The 23,155-nt window shown below is 66.1% G+C and carries 21 protein-coding genes; 14 read left to right on the forward strand and 7 right to left on the reverse strand.

What is annotated here, in order from left to right:
• Positions 1-78: 78 nt before the first annotated feature.
• Positions 79-1,245 carry an endo-1,4-beta-xylanase gene (locus tag FBY36_RS09140; RefSeq protein ID WP_142118737.1) on the reverse strand — a complete coding sequence of 389 codons (1,167 nt, stop codon included), beginning with the start codon at positions 1,243-1,245 and terminating at the stop codon, positions 79-81.
• 185 nt (positions 1,246-1,430) lie between these two features.
• On the opposite strand from FBY36_RS09140, the gene FBY36_RS09145 reads away from it, so the two are divergent.
• Both FBY36_RS09145 and FBY36_RS09150 read left to right on the forward strand, forming a co-directional pair.
• Positions 1,431-2,459: a LacI family DNA-binding transcriptional regulator gene (locus FBY36_RS09145; protein WP_142118738.1), complete on the forward strand. Its 1,029-nt coding sequence runs from the start codon at positions 1,431-1,433 to the stop codon at positions 2,457-2,459.
• 126 nt (positions 2,460-2,585) lie between these two features.
• Entirely contained in the window at positions 2,586-3,317 is a 732-nt protein-coding gene (locus FBY36_RS09150) for a polysaccharide deacetylase family protein (protein ID WP_200830471.1), read from the forward strand.
• Between the two features lie 132 nt (positions 3,318-3,449).
• Here FBY36_RS09150 and FBY36_RS09155 read toward each other — a convergent pair whose 3' ends face one another.
• On the reverse strand, positions 3,450-4,553 hold the full coding sequence (locus FBY36_RS09155; RefSeq protein WP_142118740.1) for a LacI family DNA-binding transcriptional regulator: 1,104 nt from the start codon (positions 4,551-4,553) through the stop codon (positions 3,450-3,452).
• Positions 4,554-4,726: 173 nt separating this feature from the next.
• Here FBY36_RS09155 and FBY36_RS09160 point away from each other — a divergent pair, with 173 nt between their 5' ends.
• The 5 genes from FBY36_RS09160 to FBY36_RS09180 all read left to right on the forward strand — a co-directional run bounded on the left by FBY36_RS09160 (position 4,727) and on the right by FBY36_RS09180 (position 9,548).
• Positions 4,727-5,584 carry an ABC transporter substrate-binding protein gene (locus tag FBY36_RS09160; RefSeq protein ID WP_142118742.1) on the forward strand — a complete coding sequence of 286 codons (858 nt, stop codon included), beginning with the start codon at positions 4,727-4,729 and terminating at the stop codon, positions 5,582-5,584.
• Between the two features lie 155 nt (positions 5,585-5,739).
• Positions 5,740-6,528, forward strand: coding sequence for an amino acid ABC transporter permease (locus FBY36_RS09165; protein WP_056338086.1), 789 nt, complete (start codon positions 5,740-5,742; stop codon positions 6,526-6,528).
• A complete protein-coding gene (locus FBY36_RS09170; RefSeq protein ID WP_142118744.1) occupies positions 6,525-7,307 on the forward strand; it encodes an amino acid ABC transporter ATP-binding protein in 783 nt (260 codons plus the stop codon). Before FBY36_RS09165 ends, FBY36_RS09170 begins: the two co-directional genes overlap by 4 nt.
• Entirely contained in the window at positions 7,307-8,350 is a 1,044-nt protein-coding gene (locus FBY36_RS09175) for a Gfo/Idh/MocA family protein (protein WP_142118746.1), read from the forward strand. Before FBY36_RS09170 ends, FBY36_RS09175 begins: the two co-directional genes overlap by 1 nt.
• Before the next feature lie 76 nt (positions 8,351-8,426).
• Complete coding sequence (locus FBY36_RS09180; protein WP_142118748.1) at positions 8,427-9,548, forward strand: NAD(P)/FAD-dependent oxidoreductase; 1,122 nt, start codon at positions 8,427-8,429, stop codon at positions 9,546-9,548.
• Positions 9,549-9,640: 92 nt separating this feature from the next.
• On the opposite strand, the gene FBY36_RS09185 is transcribed toward FBY36_RS09180, so the two are convergent.
• On the reverse strand, positions 9,641-11,140 hold the full coding sequence (locus FBY36_RS09185) for a SulP family inorganic anion transporter (RefSeq protein WP_142118750.1): 1,500 nt from the start codon (positions 11,138-11,140) through the stop codon (positions 9,641-9,643).
• Between the two features lie 273 nt (positions 11,141-11,413).
• Here FBY36_RS09185 and mptB point away from each other — a divergent pair, with 273 nt between their 5' ends.
• The gene (mptB, locus tag FBY36_RS09190; RefSeq protein WP_142118752.1) at positions 11,414-13,030 is read left to right on the forward strand and encodes a polyprenol phosphomannose-dependent alpha 1,6 mannosyltransferase MptB; all 1,617 of its coding nucleotides are present in this window, start codon (positions 11,414-11,416) and stop codon (positions 13,028-13,030) included.
• A 12-nt stretch (positions 13,031-13,042) separates the two neighbouring features.
• Here the strand turns inward: mptB and FBY36_RS09195 are convergent, their stop codons facing one another.
• Together FBY36_RS09195 and FBY36_RS09200 are read right to left on the reverse strand one after the other, a co-directional pair.
• The gene (locus FBY36_RS09195; RefSeq protein WP_142118754.1) at positions 13,043-14,299 is read right to left on the reverse strand and encodes a glycosyltransferase 87 family protein; all 1,257 of its coding nucleotides are present in this window, start codon (positions 14,297-14,299) and stop codon (positions 13,043-13,045) included.
• A gap of 28 nt (positions 14,300-14,327) precedes the next feature.
• Complete coding sequence (locus FBY36_RS09200) at positions 14,328-15,704, reverse strand: glycosyltransferase family 87 protein (RefSeq protein ID WP_235008770.1); 1,377 nt, start codon at positions 15,702-15,704, stop codon at positions 14,328-14,330.
• Between the two features lie 268 nt (positions 15,705-15,972).
• Here FBY36_RS09200 and FBY36_RS09205 point away from each other — a divergent pair, with 268 nt between their 5' ends.
• Entirely contained in the window at positions 15,973-16,176 is a 204-nt protein-coding gene (locus FBY36_RS09205; RefSeq protein WP_142118756.1) for a hypothetical protein, read from the forward strand.
• 12 nt (positions 16,177-16,188) lie between these two features.
• Here the strand turns inward: FBY36_RS09205 and FBY36_RS09210 are convergent, their stop codons facing one another.
• Positions 16,189-16,446, reverse strand: coding sequence for a DUF3072 domain-containing protein (locus FBY36_RS09210; RefSeq protein ID WP_110542195.1), 258 nt, complete (start codon positions 16,444-16,446; stop codon positions 16,189-16,191).
• Positions 16,447-16,575: 129 nt separating this feature from the next.
• The gene (locus FBY36_RS09215; protein ID WP_142118758.1) at positions 16,576-17,625 is read right to left on the reverse strand and encodes a TerC family protein; all 1,050 of its coding nucleotides are present in this window, start codon (positions 17,623-17,625) and stop codon (positions 16,576-16,578) included.
• Between the two features lie 203 nt (positions 17,626-17,828).
• Here FBY36_RS09215 and FBY36_RS09220 point away from each other — a divergent pair, with 203 nt between their 5' ends.
• From FBY36_RS09220 to FBY36_RS09240, 5 genes are all read left to right on the forward strand, one after another.
• Complete coding sequence (locus FBY36_RS09220; RefSeq protein ID WP_142118760.1) at positions 17,829-18,701, forward strand: NAD(P)-dependent oxidoreductase; 873 nt, start codon at positions 17,829-17,831, stop codon at positions 18,699-18,701.
• Between the two features lie 218 nt (positions 18,702-18,919).
• On the forward strand, positions 18,920-20,287 hold the full coding sequence (locus tag FBY36_RS09225; protein WP_142118762.1) for an MFS transporter: 1,368 nt from the start codon (positions 18,920-18,922) through the stop codon (positions 20,285-20,287).
• A 136-nt stretch (positions 20,288-20,423) separates the two neighbouring features.
• Positions 20,424-21,089: a GntR family transcriptional regulator gene (locus FBY36_RS09230; RefSeq protein WP_142118763.1), complete on the forward strand. Its 666-nt coding sequence runs from the start codon at positions 20,424-20,426 to the stop codon at positions 21,087-21,089.
• Positions 21,086-22,255 carry an MFS transporter gene (locus FBY36_RS09235; protein WP_142118765.1) on the forward strand — a complete coding sequence of 390 codons (1,170 nt, stop codon included), beginning with the start codon at positions 21,086-21,088 and terminating at the stop codon, positions 22,253-22,255. The genes FBY36_RS09230 and FBY36_RS09235 overlap by 4 nt, the downstream gene beginning before the upstream one ends.
• A 193-nt stretch (positions 22,256-22,448) precedes the next feature.
• Positions 22,449-23,138: an HD domain-containing protein gene (locus tag FBY36_RS09240; protein WP_142118767.1), complete on the forward strand. Its 690-nt coding sequence runs from the start codon at positions 22,449-22,451 to the stop codon at positions 23,136-23,138.
• Positions 23,139-23,155: the final 17 nt, after the last annotated feature.

Here is a 23,155-nt window from a genome sequence, read left to right on the forward strand (position 1 = left end):
TGACGGTCAGTAACAGGCACAGCAGAAGGCGGCCTGGAACATGTTGTTCCAGGCCGCCGTTGGCTGTTCAGGAAATTGCTACTGCTGGTAGGCGGGGTGGTGGGCGTCGCGCTGCTCTCCGCCCGGGTTTGCCTTCAGGAGCGTGGACTGCAGCGCGTAGTACGAAGGCTTGCGGGTATAGTCCTCCCACATCACGGTGGCCTCGCCCTGGCCGCTGAAGAAGACGGGAACCCACGAGTACTTGTCATTGAAGCCCCAGATGGTGAAGGACTTGCAGTCCTCGACGTTCAGGCATGCTTCCAGTGCCTGCTGGTAGTAGCTGGCCTGCTTGGCCAGCTGTGCTTCAGTCGGCTTGGTCCCTGCAGCAATGTTCATGCGGACATCGATCTCGGTCACTGCAGTTTCCAGGCCGAGGTCATCGAAGCGCTGGAGGTTCGCCTTCAGGTCGCCGGGGAAGCCGTACTGGGTGCTGAGATGGCCCTGTACGGCGAAACCGTCCACCGGGACGCCTTCGGCGAGGAGCTTCGAAATGAGGTCTACGTACGCAGTGCTCTTGGGGTTGATGCTTTCCACGCCGTAGTCATTGAAGAAGAGCTTGGCGGCAGGATCGGCTTCGTGCGCCCACCGGAAGGCGTCCGCGATGATCTCCGGACCAAGTTCACGGATCCAGATGTTGTCCGCAGTCCGGAGGGTCCCGTCACCGTTCAGGATCTCATTGGCGACGTCCCACTGCTGGATCTTCCCTGCGTAGCGTCCCACAAGTGTGGTGATGTGGTCCTTCAGGATGGAACGCAGTTCGTCCTTGCTGAAGTTGCCCTGCTCCAGCCAGGCCGGGTTCTGGCTGTGCCAGAACAGCGTGTGGCCGCGGACCACTTGGCCGTTCTGCTGCGCGAATTCAACGATCGCATCCATTTCAGCAAAGCGGTACTGGTCGCGCTGGGGGTGGATGAATTCCCACTTTGCCTGGTTCTCAGGGGAGACGGAACTGAACTCCGAGGCCAGCACGTTGCGGTACTGCTGGTCAAAGGTGAACGGGTTGGGGTACGGCATGGTCTCATGGTGCCCGCCGCCGGCAACTGCGGTGCCGATCCGGACGTCCTTCGGCGCAGCCCAGCGCAGCGTGTCCTGCTTGGTCAGACCCGGTGCCTGCGGCTTGTCATTCTCCCCGGCGACTGCGGGCAGTGCGCTGGGGAGGACAAACGCCGACGCAAGAATGGCGGCGGCTACAGTTTTGGCAACCTTCATCAAGAGCTCTCCTTTGAGGTGCGAATAATCGATGCGCCAATGGCACCGAGACTTCCGGAAGTTTCCGGAAATGGGTGGTTGTAGACTAGAAACCTTCCGGAGGGCACGTCAAGGGTTTCGATAAAAGTTTCGCGCTGGAGCCAGCGTGCGAGAACCTATAGAGGCAGCGAAACCAGGAGGAATGCGTGCACGAGACCCAGCGCCCGGCAGTGACAATCTCCGCTATTGCGGCCGAGGCCGGTGTGTCCGTCCCCACGGTGTCCCGGGTGCTCAACGGCCGCAGTGACGTGTCCCCGCGTACCAGGGAAAGGGTGGAAGCGCTGCTGCGCGAGCATGGCTACCAGCGGCGGGGCAGCCGGCCAGCTGTACGCTCAGGCCTCATCGACCTCGTGTTCAACGACTTGGACAGCCCCTGGGCAGTTGAAATCATCCGCGGAGTGGAGGAGGCGGCCAACGAGGCCGGCGCGTCCACGGTGGTCTCAGCGATCCACCGCAGCGCAAGCACCACTTCAACCCGGCAGTGGCTGGACAATGTCAGCGCCAGGGCCAGCGACGGCGCAATCCTGGTTACTACGGAGCTGGACTCATCCTTACGGGCTGAACTCCAGCGGCTTGATGTCCCCGCGGTGGTAATAGACCCTGCAGGGGTACCTGATCTGGACGTGCCTACCATCGGGGCCACAAACTGGACCGGGGCTGTGAGCGCAACTGAACACCTGACCGGTCTGGGCCACCAGCGAATTGGCTTTGTTGCAGGGGTGCCGGGCTTGTGGTGCAGCCGTGCCCGCCTGGACGGCTACCGGGCCGGCCTTGATGCTGCCGGTATAGCCTTTGATCCCGCATTGGTGGTTGAGGGTGACTTTGATTATGAGTCCGGATTCCGGGCGGGACAGACCCTGCTGGAGTTGGCCAGCCCACCGACGGCGGTCTTCGCTGCCAGTGACCAGATGGCCCTCGGCGTATACGAGGCAGTACGCAAGAAAGGCCTAAGGGTGCCCGAAGATGTCAGTGTTCTGGGCTTCGACGATCTTCCCGAAGCCCGCTGGGCCTCTCCTCCGCTCACTACAGTGCGGCAGCCGCTTGCCGACATGGGCAAGCTGGCGGCGCGCACGGTGCTTCGGATGGTGCACGGCGAAGCCGTCGACAGTCCCCGGGTGGAACTGGCCACCAGGCTTGTAACCAGGGAGAGCACCGCGGCGCCCCGCAGGAACTGATTGCGTCTTTGCCGGTTCGGCTGCTTTGCACCCTTGACGGAGCCCCGGCTCGATACCTAGGCTGAGCACATTTCCGGAAACTTCCGGAAACTTCCGGAATTTTACGGTTTCTCCGAAGAGGTAGCGATGAAGATGCCACGCCCACGCCCCTACGCCTTGCCCAAGGCAGTCCTGCCCCTGGCTGCCCTCGCCTTGGCCGCGGCCGCCACTGTTCCCGCAGGCCTTGCCGGCGCAGCTCCCGCCCTTGCTGACCAGGCCACGCCGGCCATCGTCGATTCGACCCGGCACGAGGGCAAATACCTGAGCCTGACGTTTGACGACGGCCCAGACCCCGTCAACACCCCCAAGCTGCTCGCTGTGCTCGAAAACCACCATGTCAAGGCGACCTTTTGCCTCTGGGGCGACCATGTGAAACAGCACCCTGAAATCGTCCGCCAGATAGCTGACGCCGGGCATGCGCTCTGCAACCACACCATGCATCACGACAACATGTCTGCCTGGAGTGCCGAGGCGATCAGGGCGGACCTGGAAGAAACCAGCACCCTCATCCGTCAGGCAGCTCCGGATGCCCCCATCAACTATTTCCGGGCACCTTACGGCAGCTGGGGGCCGACGCCGCAGGTGGCCGCCGACATGGGAATGCAGCCTCTTGGTTGGCGCCTTGCGATTGGTGACTGGGAGCCGCCGGGAACATCCGAGCTGGTCCGGCGTCTTGAGGAGGGCATCACTCCGGGTGCCGTCATCCTCATGCATGACGGCGGTGGGGACCGGAACCAAACGGTGGAGGCCGTCGACCAGATCATTCCAAAACTGCGGTCAGAGGGTTGGCGTTTCGACAAGCCCGCCCGGCGTGGCTGACATCAGGCCGTAGGTGCCCGGTCCTTTGGAGATTTGGTGCCTCCAGCAGCAAGCGCCGGACGGCCTCGAAAAAACGGCGGCTGCCGCCCTCGGGGGATGGACTGGTAGGCAGCCGCCGTTGCGGATTGTGTGCTAGGCCTTTACGGCTTCCAGCCCGGGCATGTCCGCTGCCGCAGTCCGGCATGGCCCCACAGAACCCCGGCGCACCAGGGTGGCCGTGAACTGCGCAGGAGCGGCAGGTGGCAGCCCCTCCATCTGCCGGATCAGCGCCTTGGCTGCTGCAACGCCCATGTTGTAGACCGGCTGGGCGATCACGGTCAGGGGCGGCGCGGTGAGCCGGGTCCATGCGAAGTCGTCGTACATCAGGAATGAAACGTCGGCCGGAATGGACAGGCCCAATTGCTGGATCGCTTCCACCACGCTGAGGGCAATCAGGCCGTCCGAAGCCACCACTGCCGTAGCCCGGTCCGGCCCGCGGAGCACCTCGCGCGTGATGCTGCGGATTGAATCGGCGTCGCCGGCATTCAATCTGACCAGGTCCTCCGGAAAGGGCAGCCCCGCCTCCAAAAAAGCCTGCCGCATCCCCTCTATGCGGTCCGCAATCTGGGAGGACTTCAGGGTGATGCCCGTGCTGTACGGGGCGTCCGTCCGCAAGGTGGAGATGAAGGCGATGCGCCGGTGCCCGGCCTCGAGCAGATACTGCGTGGCCTCCCGGGAAATCCGGGCCATGTCCACTGCCATGGTCTCCACCTGGAGGTCCCCTGCGGTGCGGTCGATGAAGACCAGCGGGCGGCCGGAGCGGTGCACCTCCTGCAGGTGTCCGGTGTCCACGGATGAGGCCGGTGCGACGATAAGTCCGTCCACCCGCTTGTCCAGCAGGACCCGCACCGCGTCCACTTCCGCCGCCCGGTCCTCATCGGTGTTGACCAGGATGACGTTGTAGCCGGCTTTCTTCGCCGTGTCGGTGATGCCGCGCGTAGCAAGGCCGAAATGCGGGTTTTCGATGTCACCCACCACCACCCCAATGGTGTGGGATTTCCCCGTGTTCATGCTTCGGGCCAACTCGTTCGGCCGGTAGGAGAGTGCCTCCGCGGCAGCGAGGACGCGCTCGCGGACGTCGTCGCTGACGGCCCCGTAATTGCCCAGCGCACGGGCAGCCTGGGCCTTCGAAACCTGCGCAGCCTTTGCGACGTCAGCAACTGTTACGTCCCGGCGTCGTGCTCCATCACCGTTCATCTTCACCTTTCGACGGGGCTGTTGACGCCCCGTGTGACTTCAGCTACATTTCTATCCATCGATGTGAGTCCGGTCTCAATCCTAGGGTATGAGACCGGACTCAACAAGAGCATCGGCGACTTTCTTCGGCGGCCCTGACAGCACCGCCTTCCCACCAACGATTGGACAACGCTGTGAAGAAAAAGAATCTCCGACCTGCCGGAATTGCCGCGGCAGCCCTGGCCGCCGTCCTGGCGCTCTCCGGCTGCAGCTCCACCTCCGCCGCCTCCACCACCGAGAACAACCCCTACGGACTGATCCAGCCCGGCACCGTCCGGGTGGCAAGCCTGGGTGACTCCAAGCCCTACACGTTCGCCGACGCCTCCGGGAACTTCACCGGCTTCGACGTGGAACTCTTCAAGGATGTGGCCCACCGGGCCGGTGTGGACAACGTGGTCTTCACCGGACAGGACTTCTCGGGCCTCCTTGCCGCGGTTGCCAACGGGCAGTTCGATGCCGGTGTTGCAGCCATCGGCATCACGGACAAGCGGAAGGAAACCGTGGACTTCTCCGACGGTTACCTTGCCGGCTACCTGACCGTCATCACCACCAAAACCTCCGGCATCACCGGTGCGGACGGGCTGGCAGGCAAACGCCTGGGCGTGGTCCAGGGAACATTGCAGGAAGCCTACGCGGTCAAGAACTTCACTTCGGCCAGCCTGGTCCGCTTCCCCGACAACAACACCGCCATCGCCGCGGTGAACAGCGGAACCGTGGACGCGCACTTCCTGGACTACGAGGCCGCCAAGGCCTACCAGGAGCAGCACGGCCTGGTCAGCGCCGCTGACATCCCCTCCTTCGATGCTCCGGCAGGGTTCGCGGTAGCCAAGGGCAAGACGGCCTTCAAGGAAGCCCTGAACACGGGGTTGGCCGCAGCCATGGAGGACGGCACCTGGAAGAAGCTCTACCAGAAGTGGTTCCCGGGCTCGCCGATGCCCGAGCAGTACCTGCCCAAGGCCGAACAGACCGCGTCGCCCACACCGGCCAAATAGGCACCGGCCAAATAGGCACCAGGCCAAATAGGCACCAGGCCAAATATGGCCAGGCACGTAAGCGCCTGGCCAGCAGACCCTTTGGCCACCTGACCGGGCGGGCCGCCCTCCGCGGCCCGCCCGGCACCTCCCATCATCTACCTCTGAGAGCAACCATGGACTGGCTCAACACCATCATCCGTACCTTCTTCGACTTCGGCGCTATGGCCGAGGTCCTGCCCCAACTCCTGGCGGTCGGCCTGCTGAACACGCTGATCATCTCCATTGCCGCCACCGTCCTTGGCACGGTGCTGGGCATGGTGGTGGCCGTCATGGGCATCTCACCCTCCAAATGGCTGCGCGTCCCGGCCAGGATCTACACGGACCTGTTCCGGGGCCTGCCCGCCATCCTCACCATCCTGCTGATCGGGCAGGGCTTTGCCCGGCTCAGCCAATCCATCTTCGGCCCGTCGCCCTACCCGCTGGGCATCATCGCGCTGAGCCTGATCGCCAGCGCCTACATCGGCGAGATCTTCCGCGCCGGGATCCTCAGCGTGGACAAGGGCCAGGGCGAGGCCTGCCGTGCCCTGGGCATGAGCTACGCCAAGTCCATGGCCCTGGTGGTGGTGCCCCAGGGCGTCCGCCGGGTCCTTCCGGCCCTGGTGAACCAGTTCATCGCCATCGTCAAGGACTCCTCCCTGGTGTACTTCCTGGGCCTGCTGGTCACCGAACGCGAACTCTTCCGCGTGGGCCAGGACGCCGCGGTGCTGTCCGGCAACCTTTCACCCCTGGTGGCCGCCGGCCTCCTCTACCTGGTGATCACCGTCCCGCTGACGCACCTGGTGAATTACTTCGACAACAAGTTCCGCACCGGCCGCCGCCGCGCCGCACCGCCCACCAGCGGCCTGAAGGAAGTCAAGGAACTCGACGCGGCCTCGCCGCTCACAGCCGGGAGCAACACATGAACACCACAACCCCCACCACCCTGAACACTGCCACCCCTGAGACCCAGTCGTTCCACGGTTCAAGCCTGGAACTGCGCAACCTCACCATGGCCTACGGCGATATCGAGGTCCTCCGCAACGTCAGCCTAACCGTGGCCCCTGGTACCACCACGTGCATCATCGGCCCCTCCGGATCCGGCAAGTCGACGCTGCTGCGCGGCGTCAACCGGCTTCACGAACCCAAGAGCGGGAACGTGCTGCTCGCCGGTGAGAGCACCTTGGGCGCCAACCCGGACACCCTGCGCACCCGCATCGGCATGGTGTTCCAGCACTTCAACCTCTTCCCGGACCATACGGCCGAAGAGAACGTGGCCCTTGCCCTCTGGAGCGTCAAGGGCATGCCCAAGGCCCAGGCCATGGAACGGGCCCGCAAGCGGCTCGCCGAGGTTGGACTCGCCGAACGCGCGGACCACCGCCCCCGCGACCTCTCCGGCGGCCAGCAGCAGCGCGTCGCCATCGCACGTGCCCTGGCCATGGAACCCGAAGTGATGCTCTTCGACGAGGCCACCAGCGCCCTGGACCCCGAGCTGGTCAAAGGCGTCCTGAACCTCATGGCCGGACTGGGCCGCCGCGGCATGACCATGCTCGTGGTCACGCACGAGATGGGCTTCGCCCGCAAAGTGGCCGACCAGGTGGTCTTCATGGACGAAGGCGAGGTAGTGGAGGCGGGAACCCCTGCCCAGCTCTTCGACAACCCCCGCAGCGAACGCCTCCAGCGCTTCCTCTCGGAGGTGCTCTGATGCGTACGGTTGCAGCGGCACCCATCCGGACCGCCGTCGTCGGCTTTGGAATTTCCGGCAAGGTCTTCCACGCATCCCTGCTCACTGCCAACCCGGACTTCTCGCTGGACGTCATCGTCACGGCGCAGGCGGAGCGTGCGGCGGAGGCAGCACACCTTTATCCGCAGGCACGGATTGTTGGCACCGCGGATGAGCTTTTCGCCCTGGCCGAGGACCTCGACCTGGTCATTCTGGGCACCCCGCCGCACACGCACTACGGGCTGGCCGCAACGGCCATCGCCCATGGCCTGAACGTGGTGGTGGACAAGCCGTTCGTGCCCACGTCCGCCCTGGGTGAGAAGCTGATCAGCAGGGCTTCCGACGGCGGGGTGCAGCTGACGGTGTTCCAGAACCGCCGGTGGGATGCCGACTTCCTCACCCTGCAGAAGGTGCTGGCGTCCGGAGGCGTTGGCGAGGTGACCAGCTTCGAGTCGCGGGTCGAATGGTGGCGGCCCGAAGGCTTCGGCAACTGGCGGGACACGGTGTCCCTGGCTGAGGGCGGCGGCATCCTGCACGACCTTGGCGCGCACCTGATCGACCAGGCCATCCAGCTGTTCGGCCCGGTGGACACGAGCTACGGCGAGACGGCCAACCGTGGCCCGCATCCGGATGCTGCGGACACCGAAGCCTTCGTGTCGTTGCTGCACGCCTCCGGTGTCCGCACGCGGCTCTGGATGAACGGCATGGCCGCGCAGGCCGGGCCCCGCTTCCACATCCTGGGCACCCGGGCCGGCTACACCAAGTGGGGACTGGACGGACAGGAACCCGCGCTCGCTGCCGGGATGCCGCCGTCGGACCCTGCCTATGGCGTGGACCCCCAGGAGCATTGGGGGCTCCTGGGGGTGGACGGGGCAACCACTCCGGTACCTGCCGAACGCGGCGCGTACCCGGAGTTCTACGTCCAGCTGGCCGCCGCCCTGCGCGGGAACGGTCCGCTCCCCGTCGATCCTGCCGAACCCCTTGAGGTGCTGAAGGTCATCGAAGGCATCCACGCCCTGGCCTGACGCCCCCTCCGATTCTTTTCCAGGGACGCGCCGTCCGCGTCCATCCCACCCACGTATTTCATAGAAAGTGATCCTCATGTCCCCTGCACCAGCCACCAAGCGCGTCGCCGTCATCGGCGGCGGCATCCTCGGCGTCTCCACCGCGGTCCACCTGCTCCGCGAAGGAGCCTCCGTGATCCTGCTGACCGAGCGCGGCCTCGCCAGCGAAGCCAGCGGCCGCTCGCTGTCCTGGCTCAACTCCGCCGGCGAACGGTCCACCCCCTACCACCAGCTGCGCGTGGCCGGCGTGGACCGCTACCGCACCCTTTTCGCCTCGGACCCCAGCCGCGAATGGCTGCAGTTCGGTGGTGGCCTGATGTGGAACGCCGCGGGGCAGCGCGAGGCCACCGAGGCCCGGCACGCCTACGAAAAGTCCATCGGCTATGACTCCAAGCTGGTTGCTCCAGGCGAAATCTCGTCCGTTACCCCGGGAATCGATGCGGGCGCCGTGCCGGAGAACGCCATCTTCAATCCGGGCGAAGGCTGGGTCAGCCTGCCGGACCTGATCGACTTCCTCATGGAGGAATTCCACGCCAGGGGCGGCGAACTGGTCCTCAACGCCGGAAAGGCGTCCGTGATGGTGGAGGACGGCCGGACCTCGGGTGTGGAGACGGCGTCCGGCGGGACGTACCCGGCCGACGCCGTCCTGGTGGCGTGCGGCGCGGCGACGCCCGCCGTCGTCGAACCCCTGGGGGTGCACATCCCCAACGGCTCACCCGTATCCATGCTGGTGGTGACCAAGCAGGTGCAGCACGACGTGGCCGCGGTGATGAACACCCCGCGCGCAGCCGTGCGGCCCAACCCGGGCGGCACGTTCGCCCTGGACCACGACTGGTACGAAGAACACATCACCGAACATGCGGACGGCTCCTTCAGCATCCCGGACGAGGTGGTGCAGGAACTCGCGGATGAGGCGTCCAAACTGGTCGCCGGCAACCCGGAACTCAAGCCCGCCTCCTGGAAGATGGGCTACAAGCCGATTCCCGGTGATGGCGAACCGGTGCTGGGCGAACTGGGCCAGGTGCCCGGATGCTACGTCGCCTTCACCCACTCCGGCGCAACCCTTGGACTCATTGCCGGTGAGCTCCTCGCCGGCGAGATCCTGACCGGCAGCAAGCACCCCATGCTGGCCACCTTCCGGCCCGGCCGCTTCTCCTAAACCGTCATGACAACAGGCGGGGCCAAGTGGCCCCGCCTGTTTTCGCGCCCGGGCATGCGTCCGGGCATGGTCTGGGCCGGGAGGGTGGCCGCTTAGGACCCCAGATGTCCGGTGAGCCGGCGGTGGAAGCCGGTGCTGCGTTCATCCAGGCCTTCGATGGTTACAGCGGCCCCATGGTCGGCGTACTTGGTTTCGATGGAGTCGAGGGCGGCCACGGTTGAGGCGTCCCAGATCTGGGCACGGCTGAGGTCGATGGTCACCAGGGCGGGATCGTCGGCATAGGCGAACTGCTCCACGAGGTCGTTGCTGCTCCCGAAGAACAGAGGCCCCACCACGTCGTAGCGGACGCTCTGGTCATCCCCGGCCGGGGTCCGCTCCACCGTGATGACATGGGCCACCCGGCGCGCGAACAGCACCATCGCCAGGACCACGCCCACCAGGACACCGTAGGCGAGGTTCCCCGTCAGGACCACGACGGCCACCGTGACCACCATGACCAGGGTCTCCGGGATGGGCATCCGCTTCAGGGTGGAGGGTTTGACGCTGTGCCAGTCCACTGTGGTGACAGCAACCACCATCATGACCGCGGCAAGGGCCACCATGGGGATCTGCCCCATGACCGAGCTGAGGCCGGTCACCAGGGCCAGCAGGAACAGCCCGGCCACGACCGTGGAGATGCGGGTGCGGGCCTGGCCGGTCTTCACGTTGAGGACCGTCTGGCCGATCATGGCGCAGCCGGCAATGCCGCCGTAGAAACCGGCCAGGATGTTTGAGACGCCCAGGCCCCAGGACTCACGCCCCTTGTGCGAGGGGGTGTCAGTGATGTCGTCGACGAGTTTCGCCGTGAGGAGGGATTCCATGAGTCCCACGAACGCCACGCTCAGCGCGGTGGGCAGCACCAGCTGGAAGGTGTCCAGGTTCACCGGGACGAGGAACGGGGTGATTCCGGGCAGCTTGCCGGTGAGGGGACCTTCGTCCAGGACGTCCGGCACGGCGAGGCCGGCGATGATGACGATCGCCGTGACGACGACGATGGCCACCAGCGGCGACGGCACCACCTTGGTGAACCGCGGAAGGATGAAGATGATCGCGAACGTCAGGGCGAACAGGACGTAGGCGGGCCAGGGGACATTGAGGACATGGGGCACCTGCGCCATGAAGATCAGCACGCCCAGGGCATTGACGAACCCGATCATCACCGACCGCGGGATGAAGCGCATCAGCCTGGCCAATCCAGCGAGGCCAAACACCACCTGGATCACGCCGGCGAGGAGCACCGCGGGCAGGACGTACTGGACACCGTGCTGGTGGACCAGCGGGGCGATCACCAAGGCGACGGAACCGGCTGCGGCAGTGACGACGCCGGGCCGCCCGCCAAGGACCGACATTGCCAGGGCCAGCACGATGGAGGCGACAAGGCTCACCATGGGATCCACCCCGGCCACGATGGAGAAGGAGATGACTTCCGGGACCAGGGCCAGGGTGGTGACCATGCCGGCCAAGACCTCGCGGGACAGCTGCCGCGGAGAGCGCAGCGCAGTGAGGACGGTGATGGGCTGCCGAAGAGGGCGGGTGCGGTGGGCGACGGCCAAGGAGCGGCTCCAGGGGACTTGGCTCTCCTGGGAGAGCGGGGGGTGTGCGACGTTTCTGCGCGCCACGATGCGCACGGGTCCAGCCCAGCGACGGAAGACAATGGGTGGAATGGGACTCCGCCGGTGACTTTCGGCTGCGTAGGCAACATTACCGTCAAACCGTCCGGCCCGGCCGGGGTTGCAGCAGGCACGGCTGATAAAATGGCCGGGTTGCAGGGCGGCCTTTTTGAAGCTGGGGCGAGCAGTGCCGTAACAAGGTAGGGGACCACAATCATGACGGCAGGCGGGTCACACCTCAGGATGTCGGAGAGCCGGCCGGGCACACCGGCCGGGATTTCCGCGCCCGCCAAGGGCCGTGCCTACCTGGCAACCATCGAAGGTTTCATCGGCGCCCTCATGATGTTCGTCGGCTCCATCGGGACGGGCTGGATCGCCAATGGCTCGCCCATGATCCGCCAGCCCGTGGTGATTGCACTCCGCACCGAAGGCTGGGGCGTAGCGGTGTCCACCGTGCTGCTGACGGCAGGCGCGATGCTCCTGATGCGCTCCTGGCTCCGGCTGGGCCAGCGGCTGGGGGACTGGGGACAGTCATCGCTGCGCTCGGTGGTGGTGGCCATTTCCGCCTGGTCCCTGCCGCTGCTCTTCTGCGTCCCGGTGTTCTCCCGTGACGTGTACGCGTACACCGGCCAGGGCCGCCTGGTCCAGGAGGGGCAGAACCCCTATGAGGTGGGCATTTCCACCCTCAACAACTGGTTCTCCCTGGGTGCAGATCCCGCCTGGGCGGAAAACCGCACTCCTTACGGCCCGTATTTCCTGTGGCTGGCGCGCGCGGTGGTGGGGCTGACCGGAGCCCAGCCGGACGCGTCCGTCCTGCTGTTCCGCCTCCTGGCCGGCGTCGGCGTGCTGCTTTGCGTCATCTACGTGCCCAGGCTCGCCGAACTGCACGGAATCAACGGCGCGCGGGCGCTCTGGATCTCCGTGGCCAACCCGCTGTTCCTCATCAGCTTTATCGCCAGCGCCCACAACGACGCCCTGATGGTTGGGCTCGCCGTCGCCGGTGTCTACCTGGCCGCCACCCGCCGCTACCTGCTGGGTGTTCTCCTGGTTACCGCCTCCATCGGCATCAAGCCCATCACGGTGCTGCTGCTGCCGTTCATCGGGGTCATGTGGGCCGGCCCAGGCGCCTCCTGGCCGCGCAAATTCCTGATGTGGGGCGCCACCGCCGGCATCAGCTTCGGCGTCCTGGCCCTCAGCGGCATCCCCTACAACCTTGGCATCGGCTGGACCTGGGCCATCATGGACCCCACGCCGGGCTATACGGGCTACTCACCGTCGGGCTTCCTGGGCCAGCAGGTGGAGATGCTCGCCAACGCCCTGGGGCTGCCCGGCGGAACGCTGGCCACCTGGCTGCGGACCGGCATGAAGTGGGCGGCAATCGCACTGGTCCTGCTGCTGATGTTCCGGGGCGACTACTCGCGGGCGGTGCGCCGGATGGCGCTGGCGTTCACCGCCGTCGTGATGCTCTCACCCATCATCCAGCCCTGGTACATCCTGTGGTTCCTGCCGTTCCTGGCCGTCACCGGAATCCGGGACGACTGGCAGATCCGCTCGCTCTACGTGGGCGTGACGTTCTTTGTGGTGTTCGGGGCCCAGGACCAGCTGTCGGTCTGGTCCTTCGTGGAACTGCCCATCGACGCCTCGTCCCTGGCGTTCTTCACGGCCCTGGCCTTCACGTTCTACCTGCTGGTCCTGGACGTCCACACGCGCAAACTGCTCATCGAGGGCAAGCCGCTGGACCTTGCCCGGCAGGCCTGGCGTTGGATGGCGGAACGCAGGGCGGCGCGCCGGGCCGACGCAGGTAGCGCCAGCGACGCGCCCGAACGCCGGTAACCGCCGGAGCGGCTACGCTCCGGCCGGCACCCGGGCGGAGGTCTTCCGGCCCAACTCCGCGGTGCGCTTCACCGACCACCACAGCAGGACCACCAGGAGCACGTTGCGGGTGGTGAGGATGGCCGCCATGACCGGGTGGGCGTGGATGAGCGGCGTGTAGAACAGCGGGTAGATCACGAACGTGGTCATCGCGATGCCCATGAGCAGGGCCGCCGGGACCTTCCAGCGCTCCCAGTCGTGCGTCAGTCCGGCGATGATCACCGGCGCCAGCCAGATGATGAACTGCGGCGATCCCACCTTGTTGAACACGATGAACGCGGTGACCATCATGAGCGATCCCTCAAGGAACAGTTCCTCACGCTCCGCGCCGCGGCGCATGGCCCGCACCAGCAGGATAGCAGCGGTGATGGCAGCGAGGATCAGCAGCGGCTGCATCAGGAACGCTGCTGTGCCGGCTCCCGGGCCGTAGACCTCGGTGGAGTTGATGGCCGTGTTGTCCGCCATCTTGGAGCCGGCGATGTGGAACACGCTCAGCCAGACCCAGGGCGTGGAGAAGGTGGCTTCCAGCTGCATGCCCCGTTCGCCCTGGTTGAGCAGGAAGTCCATGATGTGCGGCAGGCCGCCGGTCAGCCAGGTGCCCACACCCACGACGGCGGTCACGGCGGCACCGGCGAGCACCACCTGGAGGCGCCTGTGGCTGGCGATGACGATGGGAACCAGGACGGCCGCGGGCCAGACTTTGATCCAGGTGGCGATGCTGAGCAGGACGCCAGACACGACGGGCCGTTCGGCCGCGTACAGCAGGGCGATCAGCACGATGGGCGCGGTGATGCCCTCCACCCGGGCGAAGCTCAGGTAGCCCATGAAGACCGTGAAGAACAGCCACCACCAGGCAGGGGCGATGCCGGTCACCTTTCGCGGGCCGCGGGTGAGGTAGACCAGGCCGACGGCGTTCAGCGCCGTGATGATCAGGAACCAGACCAGCAGGTAGAGGCTGGGCCCGGCGACATTGGCCAGGAAGATGGGGATCTGCGCCAGCACCGGGTAGACCCAGGGGCTGATCTTGCCGGTCAGGTCCGACGGGTTGTAGCCGGCCGTGGCCCACTGCCGGTACTGCTCGGTGTCGCTGAAGGTATCGCCGTTCAGGAAGAAGGATGCCATCCAGCTCAGGAAGTACACATGGACGACGGCGAAGCCCCACCAGACGCTTGAGGGGCGGGCAAACCAGTCCACCACTTTTGCCGGGAGCAGCTTGGTGCGGACGGTCACCAGGCGGTCAAAGAACCTCGTGGAAATCTTAGGTCTCCTTGAGCGCGGGGGCGGGAGCGGTAGTCTTCTTGCCCAGGGAATAGAGGCGCCGGACGCTCCACAGGAACAGGACCACGAGCAGGACGTTGCGGATGGTCAGCACCAGCGCCATCCAGGGGTTGTTGTGGCTCAGGGCGTCGTAGAAGAGGGGGTAGATGAAGTAGGTTGCCACCGCAATGGCGATCAGCATTGCCGCCGGTACCCGCCATTCACGCCAGCTGTGCGCCAGGCCCACCGCGACGGCGGGGCCAAGCCAGACCATGAACTGGGGCGATCCCACCTTGTTGAAGACCACGAATGCGGTGGCCAGGGTCAGGGCGCCTGCCAACAGCAGTTCGGTGCGGTCCATGCCGCCAGCCACCTTGTGCTGCTTTCCGTTGTGGAGCGCCCAGAACGTCAGCCCGGCCACCAGGAGGGCGGCCAGGACCAGGAGGGGCTGCATTAGTACGGACATCGTGGCGGTGCCCGGGCCATCCACCTGCATGGAGTTGATGTCCGTGTTCATGTACATGCGGGAGCCGCCTACGTTCAGGACGGAGAGCCAGAGCCAGGGCGTGGTAAAGGTGGCCTCGAGCTGCATGCCGCGGTCGCCCTGCTGGGTAAGGAAATTCAGGAGCTTGGGGACGCTGCCCAGGGCTGCCGCCAGCGCAACCACGCCCGCCGTCGTCGCGATTCCTGCCAGGACCACCAGCAGGCGGTTCTTCACGACGGCGAAGAGGGCCAGCATGACGGCCGCGGGCCAGACCTTCACCCAGGTGCCGACGGCCAGCAGGACCGACGCGGTGAACGGGCGCTTGACGCCGTAGGCAAGGGCCACGAGGACCAGCGGGGCGGTGAGGCCGTCCACGCGGGCGAAGCCCAGCCAGCCCATCAGGAAGGTGAACGCCAGCCACCACCAGCCGGCCGGGATGGCGCTGGTGTTGCGGCCCCGCTCTGTCAGCTTCAGCAGCGCCCAGCCGTTGAGGAGCGTGGTCATGAGGACCCAGAGGAAAAAGAACGGTCCGGGTCCTGCCAGGCCTGCGACGGCCATGGGGATGAGCGCCAGGATGGGGTACACCCACGGGCTGGGACCGCCGCTGAGGTTCGCGTCGTTGAACCCCGCCATGGCCCAGTCACGGTAGATGAAGGTGTCGCTGAACGCCTCGCCGCGAAGGGACAGGGAGGCGGCGAAGACCAGGAAGACGAGGTGCACCACAATGAAGCCGCCCAGGAGGCCGCGCCCGGTGTTCAACCGGTTCCGCACCGGGGTGGGAAGGATGACGTTGCGGATCCTGGTGAGTTTGCCGAAGAGAGCGTCGGTGGAAATGGCGGATCCTTGTCGGGTTGTGGCACACGGTGCAGTGCTGGTGGCTGGGTCTTGCCGCATGGATGGTTCAGGGGCATCGGAGCCGTCCGGAAACAGCTTCCACTCCTGTCCAACTCTAATTCACGGCCCTTTGGCGCCCGTAATTGCTGGGCCTGGCCCGAGCCGTCACACTCTTGACCTGCGGCGACTCATTACTTGATTTTTCAAGTTGCTGGTGATCCATTACTCGGGCATCATGAACTGGGCACGAAAGTGCCCACCGCCTATGCAGCCAGGGGGAGCGCTGGGCGCACGCCCACCCACCCCTCGAAAGACACAGGCCCCACTCATGAACTTCCCGCTGACCCTCACCGTGTCCGACCGCCAGAGCATGGACCGCGAGCTGGACGCCGCAGTTGCAGCCGCCAAGGCCCAGGCACTGGACGGCAAGAGCCACGGCATCCTCGTCACCCGGCATGGCGTGGACAAGTTCACCGTTGCCCTCAGTGACGCGGTTCCCTTCGGCCTCACCCGCGAACAGCAGGCCTGGTAGGTCCTCTCCGGCTTAGCTTCCGGAACTGTCCCCTTCTCCGGAAACCCGGTTGCTGCGCTGCTGCAGCCGGTCGATGTGCTTGGACGCCTCCGCCTTGCTCAGGTCTGCGGGGAGTTCTTCCCCTGCCTCCCGTGCCAGCGTATCGAGGTAGCTGCGCTGCGCCGCGGTCATGGGTTCATCTCCGGTAACCCAGTCTTCAGGGTCCCTGTTGAGGCCTGCATTGGGCTCGGGTTCCGGGCTGCCGATGGTTTCCTGGTTGCTGTCGCTCATGGGTACGAGTCTAGGGCGGAGCCCTGACTTTCGGCAGGAACGGGATTCCGCACGGCACCGGCTTTGGTCAGGCACCCGCGGGGAAACTGCCGCGCGGGTGCCTGCCCGCCACTCTTATTGCCGCGCCTGCTACTGCAGGGACTTTTCCACCGGCGGCAGGTCCTTCCTGCTGCCGGCTTTTGGCCACAGGGGCTCCAGGGCGTCGAGTTCTTCCGGCGTGGCATTCCGGAACGGCGGTTCTGCCGGGACCGGCGGATCGTGCGGGCCCGTGCGCCGGGTGGCGATGAGGCTCGCGCCGATCGAAACGCCCAGGATGGCGGTAATGACGGCGAGGGAGACCGGCGTCGGGATGTAGTAGACGTCGATCTTGAGCGCCATCTTGATGCCCACCCAGATCAGCACCAGCGCCAGCCCTGCCTTCAGGTACACGAAGCGGTGGATGAGGTCCGCCAGCAGGAAGTACATGGCGCGCAGGCCCAGGATGGCGAACGCGTTGGCCGTGAACACCAGGAAGACCTCGTCCGTGACCGCGAAGATGGCCGGGATGGAGTCGACGGCGAAGATGATGTCCGTGACTTCAACCAGCACCAGGACCGCCAGCAGGGGAGTGGCAAGCAGGACGCCGCCCTTCCGGATCAGGAAGCGCTGGCCGTGGAAGGCGTCCGTCATGGGCACGTGCCGGCGGAACAGCTTCAACGCACGGGACTTCCCGGGGTCGATGTGTTCATCACGCTGCCGAAGCATCCGGTAGCCGGTGAAGAGCAGGAATGCCGCGAACAGGTAGAGGACCCAGCCGGCGCCGGCGATGATGGCCGAGCCTGCTGCGATGAACAGGCCGCGGAACACCAGCGCGCCCAGGACGCCGAAGAAGAGCACACGGTGCTGGTACTCGCGGGGGACGGCGAAGAACGTGAAGATGATCGCCCAGACAAAGACGTTGTCCACGGCGAGTGACTTCTCGATGAGGTATCCCGCGAAGTATTGATGGCCGAACTCCGCGCCGTACAGGAACCAGACCAGTCCGCCGAAGGCTACGCCGAACAGCACCCACACCGCGGACCAGGCGGCGGCCTCGCGGACGCTGATGACGTGGGCGCGGCGGTGGGCCACGAGGTCGATGGCGAGCATGAGGAGGATGAATCCGATGACGGCGAACCACATCCATAGGGGCACGTTCATGGGGTACCTGCTTCCAGTCGGTAACTACCAACTGGAGGTCTCTCCCGGCCAACGCCTGGCCCGTCCACCGGAAGGCGCAGGGGCCTCCGTACTGACGATGGACTGAAGTAGGGGATACTCCCCTCCGTATGAATAATGTACAGAATCATTGGCACGTTGGGTAGGCAAGGAAGAACCAAACCTGGAACCGGAAGGCTGATTCGATGGATGCGAAGCTCAAAGTGGCTGTGCTCGGGACGGGAATCATGGGGGCGGCCATGGCCCGGAACATCCTGCGGGCCGGCCATGACGTTTCAGTGTGGAACCGGGACCCGGCCAAGACGGAACCGCTGGTTGCCCAGGGTGCCCGGCGTGCCGCCACCCCTGCCGACGCTGTGGGGGCAGCCGAGGTGGTCCTGACCATGCTCTACGATGCCGCCGCGGTGGAAGAGGTCATCCGGAGTGCAGCGCCCGGCGTGCGGCCCGGCACGGCCTGGATCCAGTCCACCACGGTAGGGGTGCAGGATGTCCCCCCGTTGGCCGCCCTGGCTTCGGAGCTTGGTCTGGACCTGGTGGAGGCGCCTGTTTCCGGAACGCGGGCCCCTGCCGAGGCCGGCCAGCTCCTGGTGCTTGCCGCCGGTCCCGGGCCAGTGCGGCACCGCGTGGCGCCCGTCCTCGATGCTGTCGGCGCGCGGACCATCTGGACGGGTGACGACCCCGCCACGGGTTCGGCAGCCCGCCTCAAACTGGTGGTCAACAGTTGGGTCATCGCAGCCTCCAACGCCGCCGGTGAAGCGGTTGCCCTTGCCCGGGCGCTGGGCGTCGATCCCCAGCAGTTTCTTGGCGTGCTCGACGGCGGTCCGCTTGACCTGCCCTATCTGCGCACCAAGATGGACCTCATCCTGAACGACGGGCTGGAGCCTGCCTCCTTCGCCGTGGACACTGCGTGCAAGGACGCGCACCTCATCGTCGACGCCGCCGCCGAGCGTGGCTTGAGGCTGGATGGCGCTGTTGCGTTTGCTGCCCGGCTTGACCGGGTGTCCGGGCAGGGGCGCGCCAAAGAGGACATGGCCGCGGCTTATTTCGCCAGCTACTAAAGTCCGCGGCACAAGGCTGGCCAGCTACTGGGATAGCGCTTGCCATTGACGTAATCCGCGTCACCTTCTATATTTGATGAATCGATTCAAAGAGCTGATGCCCCAAGGCTAATAAGGCCGGTACGAGCAGAACGCCCCCGGGCGCGGACAACACCATTGAACAGCGTGAAACCCACCGGTTCCGGTTCCTTGCCAATGAAGACGAAGGACAAATGCACATGAGCACCACCCCAACCCTCGTTCCCATCAATAGCCAGGGAGCTGGAACAGGTCCGCGTGACCCGAGGAAAGCGGCGATGAGCGGCTGGATCGGAAGCGCGCTGGAGTACTACGATTTCGCGCTGTACTCCCTTGCGGCCACGCTGATCTTCCCCACGATTTTCTTCCCCTCGGAGAACCCCACCGTTGGAATCATCGCCTCCCTGGCAACATACGCCGTCGGGTATGTTTCCCGTCCCGTAGGCGCACTCGTCCTCGGAGCCTACGGTGACCGGCACGGGCGCAAGAAGGTCCTCGTCTTCGCGATGCTGCTCATGGGCTTTGCCACCTTCGCTGTAGGACTCCTGCCCACCTATGGACAGGTGGGACTCCTGGCGCCCGCCCTCCTGGTACTCCTCCGGCTGATCCAGGGCTTTGCCGTGGCCGGCGAGCTCGGCGGTGCCAGCGCCATGATCGTGGAGCACTCGCCCGACGCCAAGCGCGGATTCTTTGCCAGCTTCAGCCTCCAGGGCACCCAGGTAGGCTCGATCCTCGCCACCGCCGTCCTGCTCCCGCTCGCCGCCATCCTCCCGGCTGACCAGTTCGGCACCTGGGGCTGGCGCATCCCGTTCCTGCTCTCCGCCGTCGTGATCCTGGCCGGCTACTTCATCCGCCGCCGGGTGCAGGAACCGCCCGCCTATGCAGCGCAGTCAGGCAAGCCGGAAAGCAAGCGATTCCCGCTCGTTGAACTCCTGCGTACCCGGCCGGGCGCCCTGGTCCGCTGCATCGCGATGACCTTCACCAATGTCATCGGCATGGCCACCCTCATCTTCGGCGTCTCCTACGCCACCCAGAAGGGCTACGGCAACGGCTTCTCCAGCAGCGAGTTCCTGTGGGTGACCCTCGTGGCCAACATCGCGGCCGTCGCCACCATCCCGCTGTTCGGCGCGCTGTCCGACAGGATTGGCCGGCGGATGCTCATGGCGGCCGGCGGTGTCATCGGCGGTCTGTTGGTGACCGGGTACCTGTGGGCCATCGAACAGGGGAGCCTGCCGCTGGTCTTCGTGTGCGTCGTCATTGTGCAGGGCATCTTCTTCCAGATGTGGAATGCCACCTTCGCCACGTTCTTCCAGGAGCAGTTCCCCATGCGGATCCGCGTGACCGGTTTCGCCGTCTCGCAGAATATCGGGCTCATGATTGCGTCGTTCTTCCCCAGCATCTTCACCGCCACAGCGCCTCCGGGCTCCAGCAACGTCCCGCTCACCATCGGGTTGACCACACTGGGCATCTGCCTGGTCTCCGCCGTGGCCACCCTGATGTCCCCGGACACCAAGGGCAAGTCACTTGAGGACCTCGAGGTGCAGAAAACGGCGAAGGCCGGGGCATAGCCCAGCCGAGGCACACAACTGCAGGTTCAGGAGGGGGCAGCGCATGCTGCCCCCTCCTTCGTTATGTCCCACCCCAATGCCCAGATGTATAGATGTATAGATGTATACAAGTATGATGGCAGGTGGAGGAACACCCATGCCAGAAACACCTGCCCGGAACACCGGCGCGCACTTTGCCTACGCGGAACTGAAGCGGCGGATCCTTAGCCTTGAGCTGAAGCCGGGGGAACGCCTCTATGAGCCGGCCATGGCGTCGGCCCTGCAGGTGAGCCGCACACCGCTCCGGGAGGCCATCAGGCGGCTCATCTCGGAGAGCCTGCTGGAACAGCAGCCCACCGGGGGAGTGCTGGTGCCGGCGCTGGATGAGGCCGCCATTTCCGAACTTTATGAAGTCCGCGCGGCCATGGAGTCCCTCATGGCCCGCAATGCCTGCCTGAAGGCGACACCGGCCGACATCGAAGCCCTCCAAGGCATTCTTGAACGCAATGCGGCCATGGTGAAGTTTGCCGACGACGCCATGCAGCAGGGCATGGCACTGCACGCGAAGATCGCCACCATCGCAGGGAACTCCTGGGCCCGCCGGTTCCACAGCCAGATTTCCAGCCAGATGGAACGCTACCGGCACTTCACCAACAGCACCCAGGAGCGCCGGGACCAGGCCCTGGCCCAGCACCGGACCCTGGTGGAGGCCCTGGCCGGCGGCGACCCGGACAAGGCAGCCAAGATCGCGTTCGACCACGTCATGGGTGCCCGCGATGCCGCAGTCCGGGCCATCTCCGGCAACAGTGCCGCCAGCTCATGATTGGTGAGTTGGGGCGGCGTTCGGCCACTGCCCTGCTGGTCCATTCGGCGCTGATCCAGGCTGTGACTTTCCTGGTCCGGCCGGCAGCCACCTACCGCGCACTGGAGCTGGAGGTTCCGGACTTCGCCCTGGGCCTGCTTGCAGCCAGCTATGCTGTCTTTCCCTTGCTGCTCGCCGTCCCCACGGGCAGCCTGGTGGACCGCCTGGGTGAGCGGCGGCTGATGGCCATCGGGTCCGGCGTCGTCCTTTCCTGTTCTGCCTTCCTGCTGCTGTGGGGTACGTCGATCGTGGCCCTCGTGGCCGGGACCGCGCTGCTTGGCGCCGGGCAACTGGCCTGCGTAGTGGGGCAGCAGGCGGTGGTGGCCAACAATGCCGCCTCGTCCCGGATGGACTCCGCGTTCGGATACCTGACGTTTGCCGCGTCCCTGGGCCAGGCCCTCGGGCCGCTGGCGATTTCCCTGGTGGGCGGCGCCTCGGTCCGGCCCGACACCCAGGCCATCTTCCTGCTCTCGGTGGTCATGAGCCTGGTGCTCTTCGTAACCACCTTCGTCCTCCCGGCGCACGTCAGCGTCCGGCGGAAGAAGGGCGCGGCCGCCACCAAGGGCAGCGCCGTTTCGCTGCTGAAGGCCCCCGGCGTGGCCCGCGCGCTGGCTACCAGCGCCACCGTGCTTGCCGTGGTGGACCTGACCATGGTGTACCTGCCGGCGCTGGGCGCCGACCGGGGGCTCACTGCGGCAACGGTGGGTGCCCTGCTGACCGTGCGGGCCGTGTTCTCCATGGTTTCCAGGCTCCTGCTGGGCCGGGTGTCCCGGAGGATCGGCCGGATGCGGCTGCTGGTGGTGAGCCTGGCCCTGTCCACGTTTGCGTTGGCCGTTGTGGCCATCCCGATGCCCGTGTGGCTGCTGTTTGCCGTCATGGCGGTGCTCGGGCTGGGGCTCGGCATTGGCCAGCCCCTGACCATGTCCTGGCTCTCGGCGCAGGCGCCGGCCGGGCAGCGTGGCAGGGCCCTGGCTTTGAGGCTCGCCGGGAACCGGGTGGGACAGGTTGTCCTGCCGAGTGCCATTGGCAGCGTGGCGGCCGGGCTGGGCTCGGGCGGGGTGTTCCTGGCCTCTGCGGTGGTGGTGGGCGGGACGCTCCTGCTGCTCCGGGGCGTGCAGCTGGACTGACTGCGCGCATGCTTTGCCGTCACGCCGGGCAGGCTTTCGGGGAACGGACGACGGCGGGACCCGGGTTTCCGGGGCTTCCCCGCCAAGGGGGGGCCGAAAGCGTGCCGTGCGTGACGCCGTCGGCCGTCACATGCGATTCCGCTGGACAGAATCCGTCATTGCCAGCCACCCGTCCGCTGGGCAGGCTGTGTGCATGACGAAGCTGCAGCCCGCCGCCAACTATTCAGGCCTCGACGCCACTGCGGTTACCGCCGGCATCGAGCCCGACCCCGCCGGAGTCATCGCACTGGAACCAATGCTGGCCGGGATCTGGGAACTGGCCGCTCCGTACTTGACGGTCCGGGACAACGACGCCCACACCCTGTATGCCTTCGGCCTGGCCCGCGCCCTCCTGGACGCCCATCCGGAAGCGGATGCCGCTGTGGTCCTTCCCGCGATCATGCTGCACGACATCGGCTGGTCGCAGGTCCCGCCCGGCGACGTCCTTGCAGCCATTGCGCCGGGCGGCGGCAGGCCCGACCTGGTGCTGCTGCACGAAAAGGAGGGGGCGCGCCTGGCCGCGGACATCCTCGCGGAGCGCCGTTACGACCGCACCAGGATCCCCGCCATCCTGAACATCATCGACGGCCACGATTCCCGGCGGGAGGCCCTCTCCATTGAGGACGCCATCGTCAAGGACGCGGACAAGACCTGGCGCCTCAGTCCGCACGGCATCGACACCGTCATGGACTGGTTCGGGCTGGACCGCGGGCAGGCCCTCCGGCTGTGCTCCCAGCGCGTGCACGGCCACCTGTTCACTGCAGAGGCGCAGGCCATGGCGCGGGCACTGTCAGCACTGGAATCGGTCACCCTCTGGCCGCAGCGGCAACGCCTGCTTGGCTGAGCTGGACACCGGCGCGG

The organism is Arthrobacter sp. SLBN-122, assembly GCF_006715165.1.
Classification (GTDB): Bacteria; Actinomycetota; Actinomycetes; order Actinomycetales; family Micrococcaceae; genus Arthrobacter.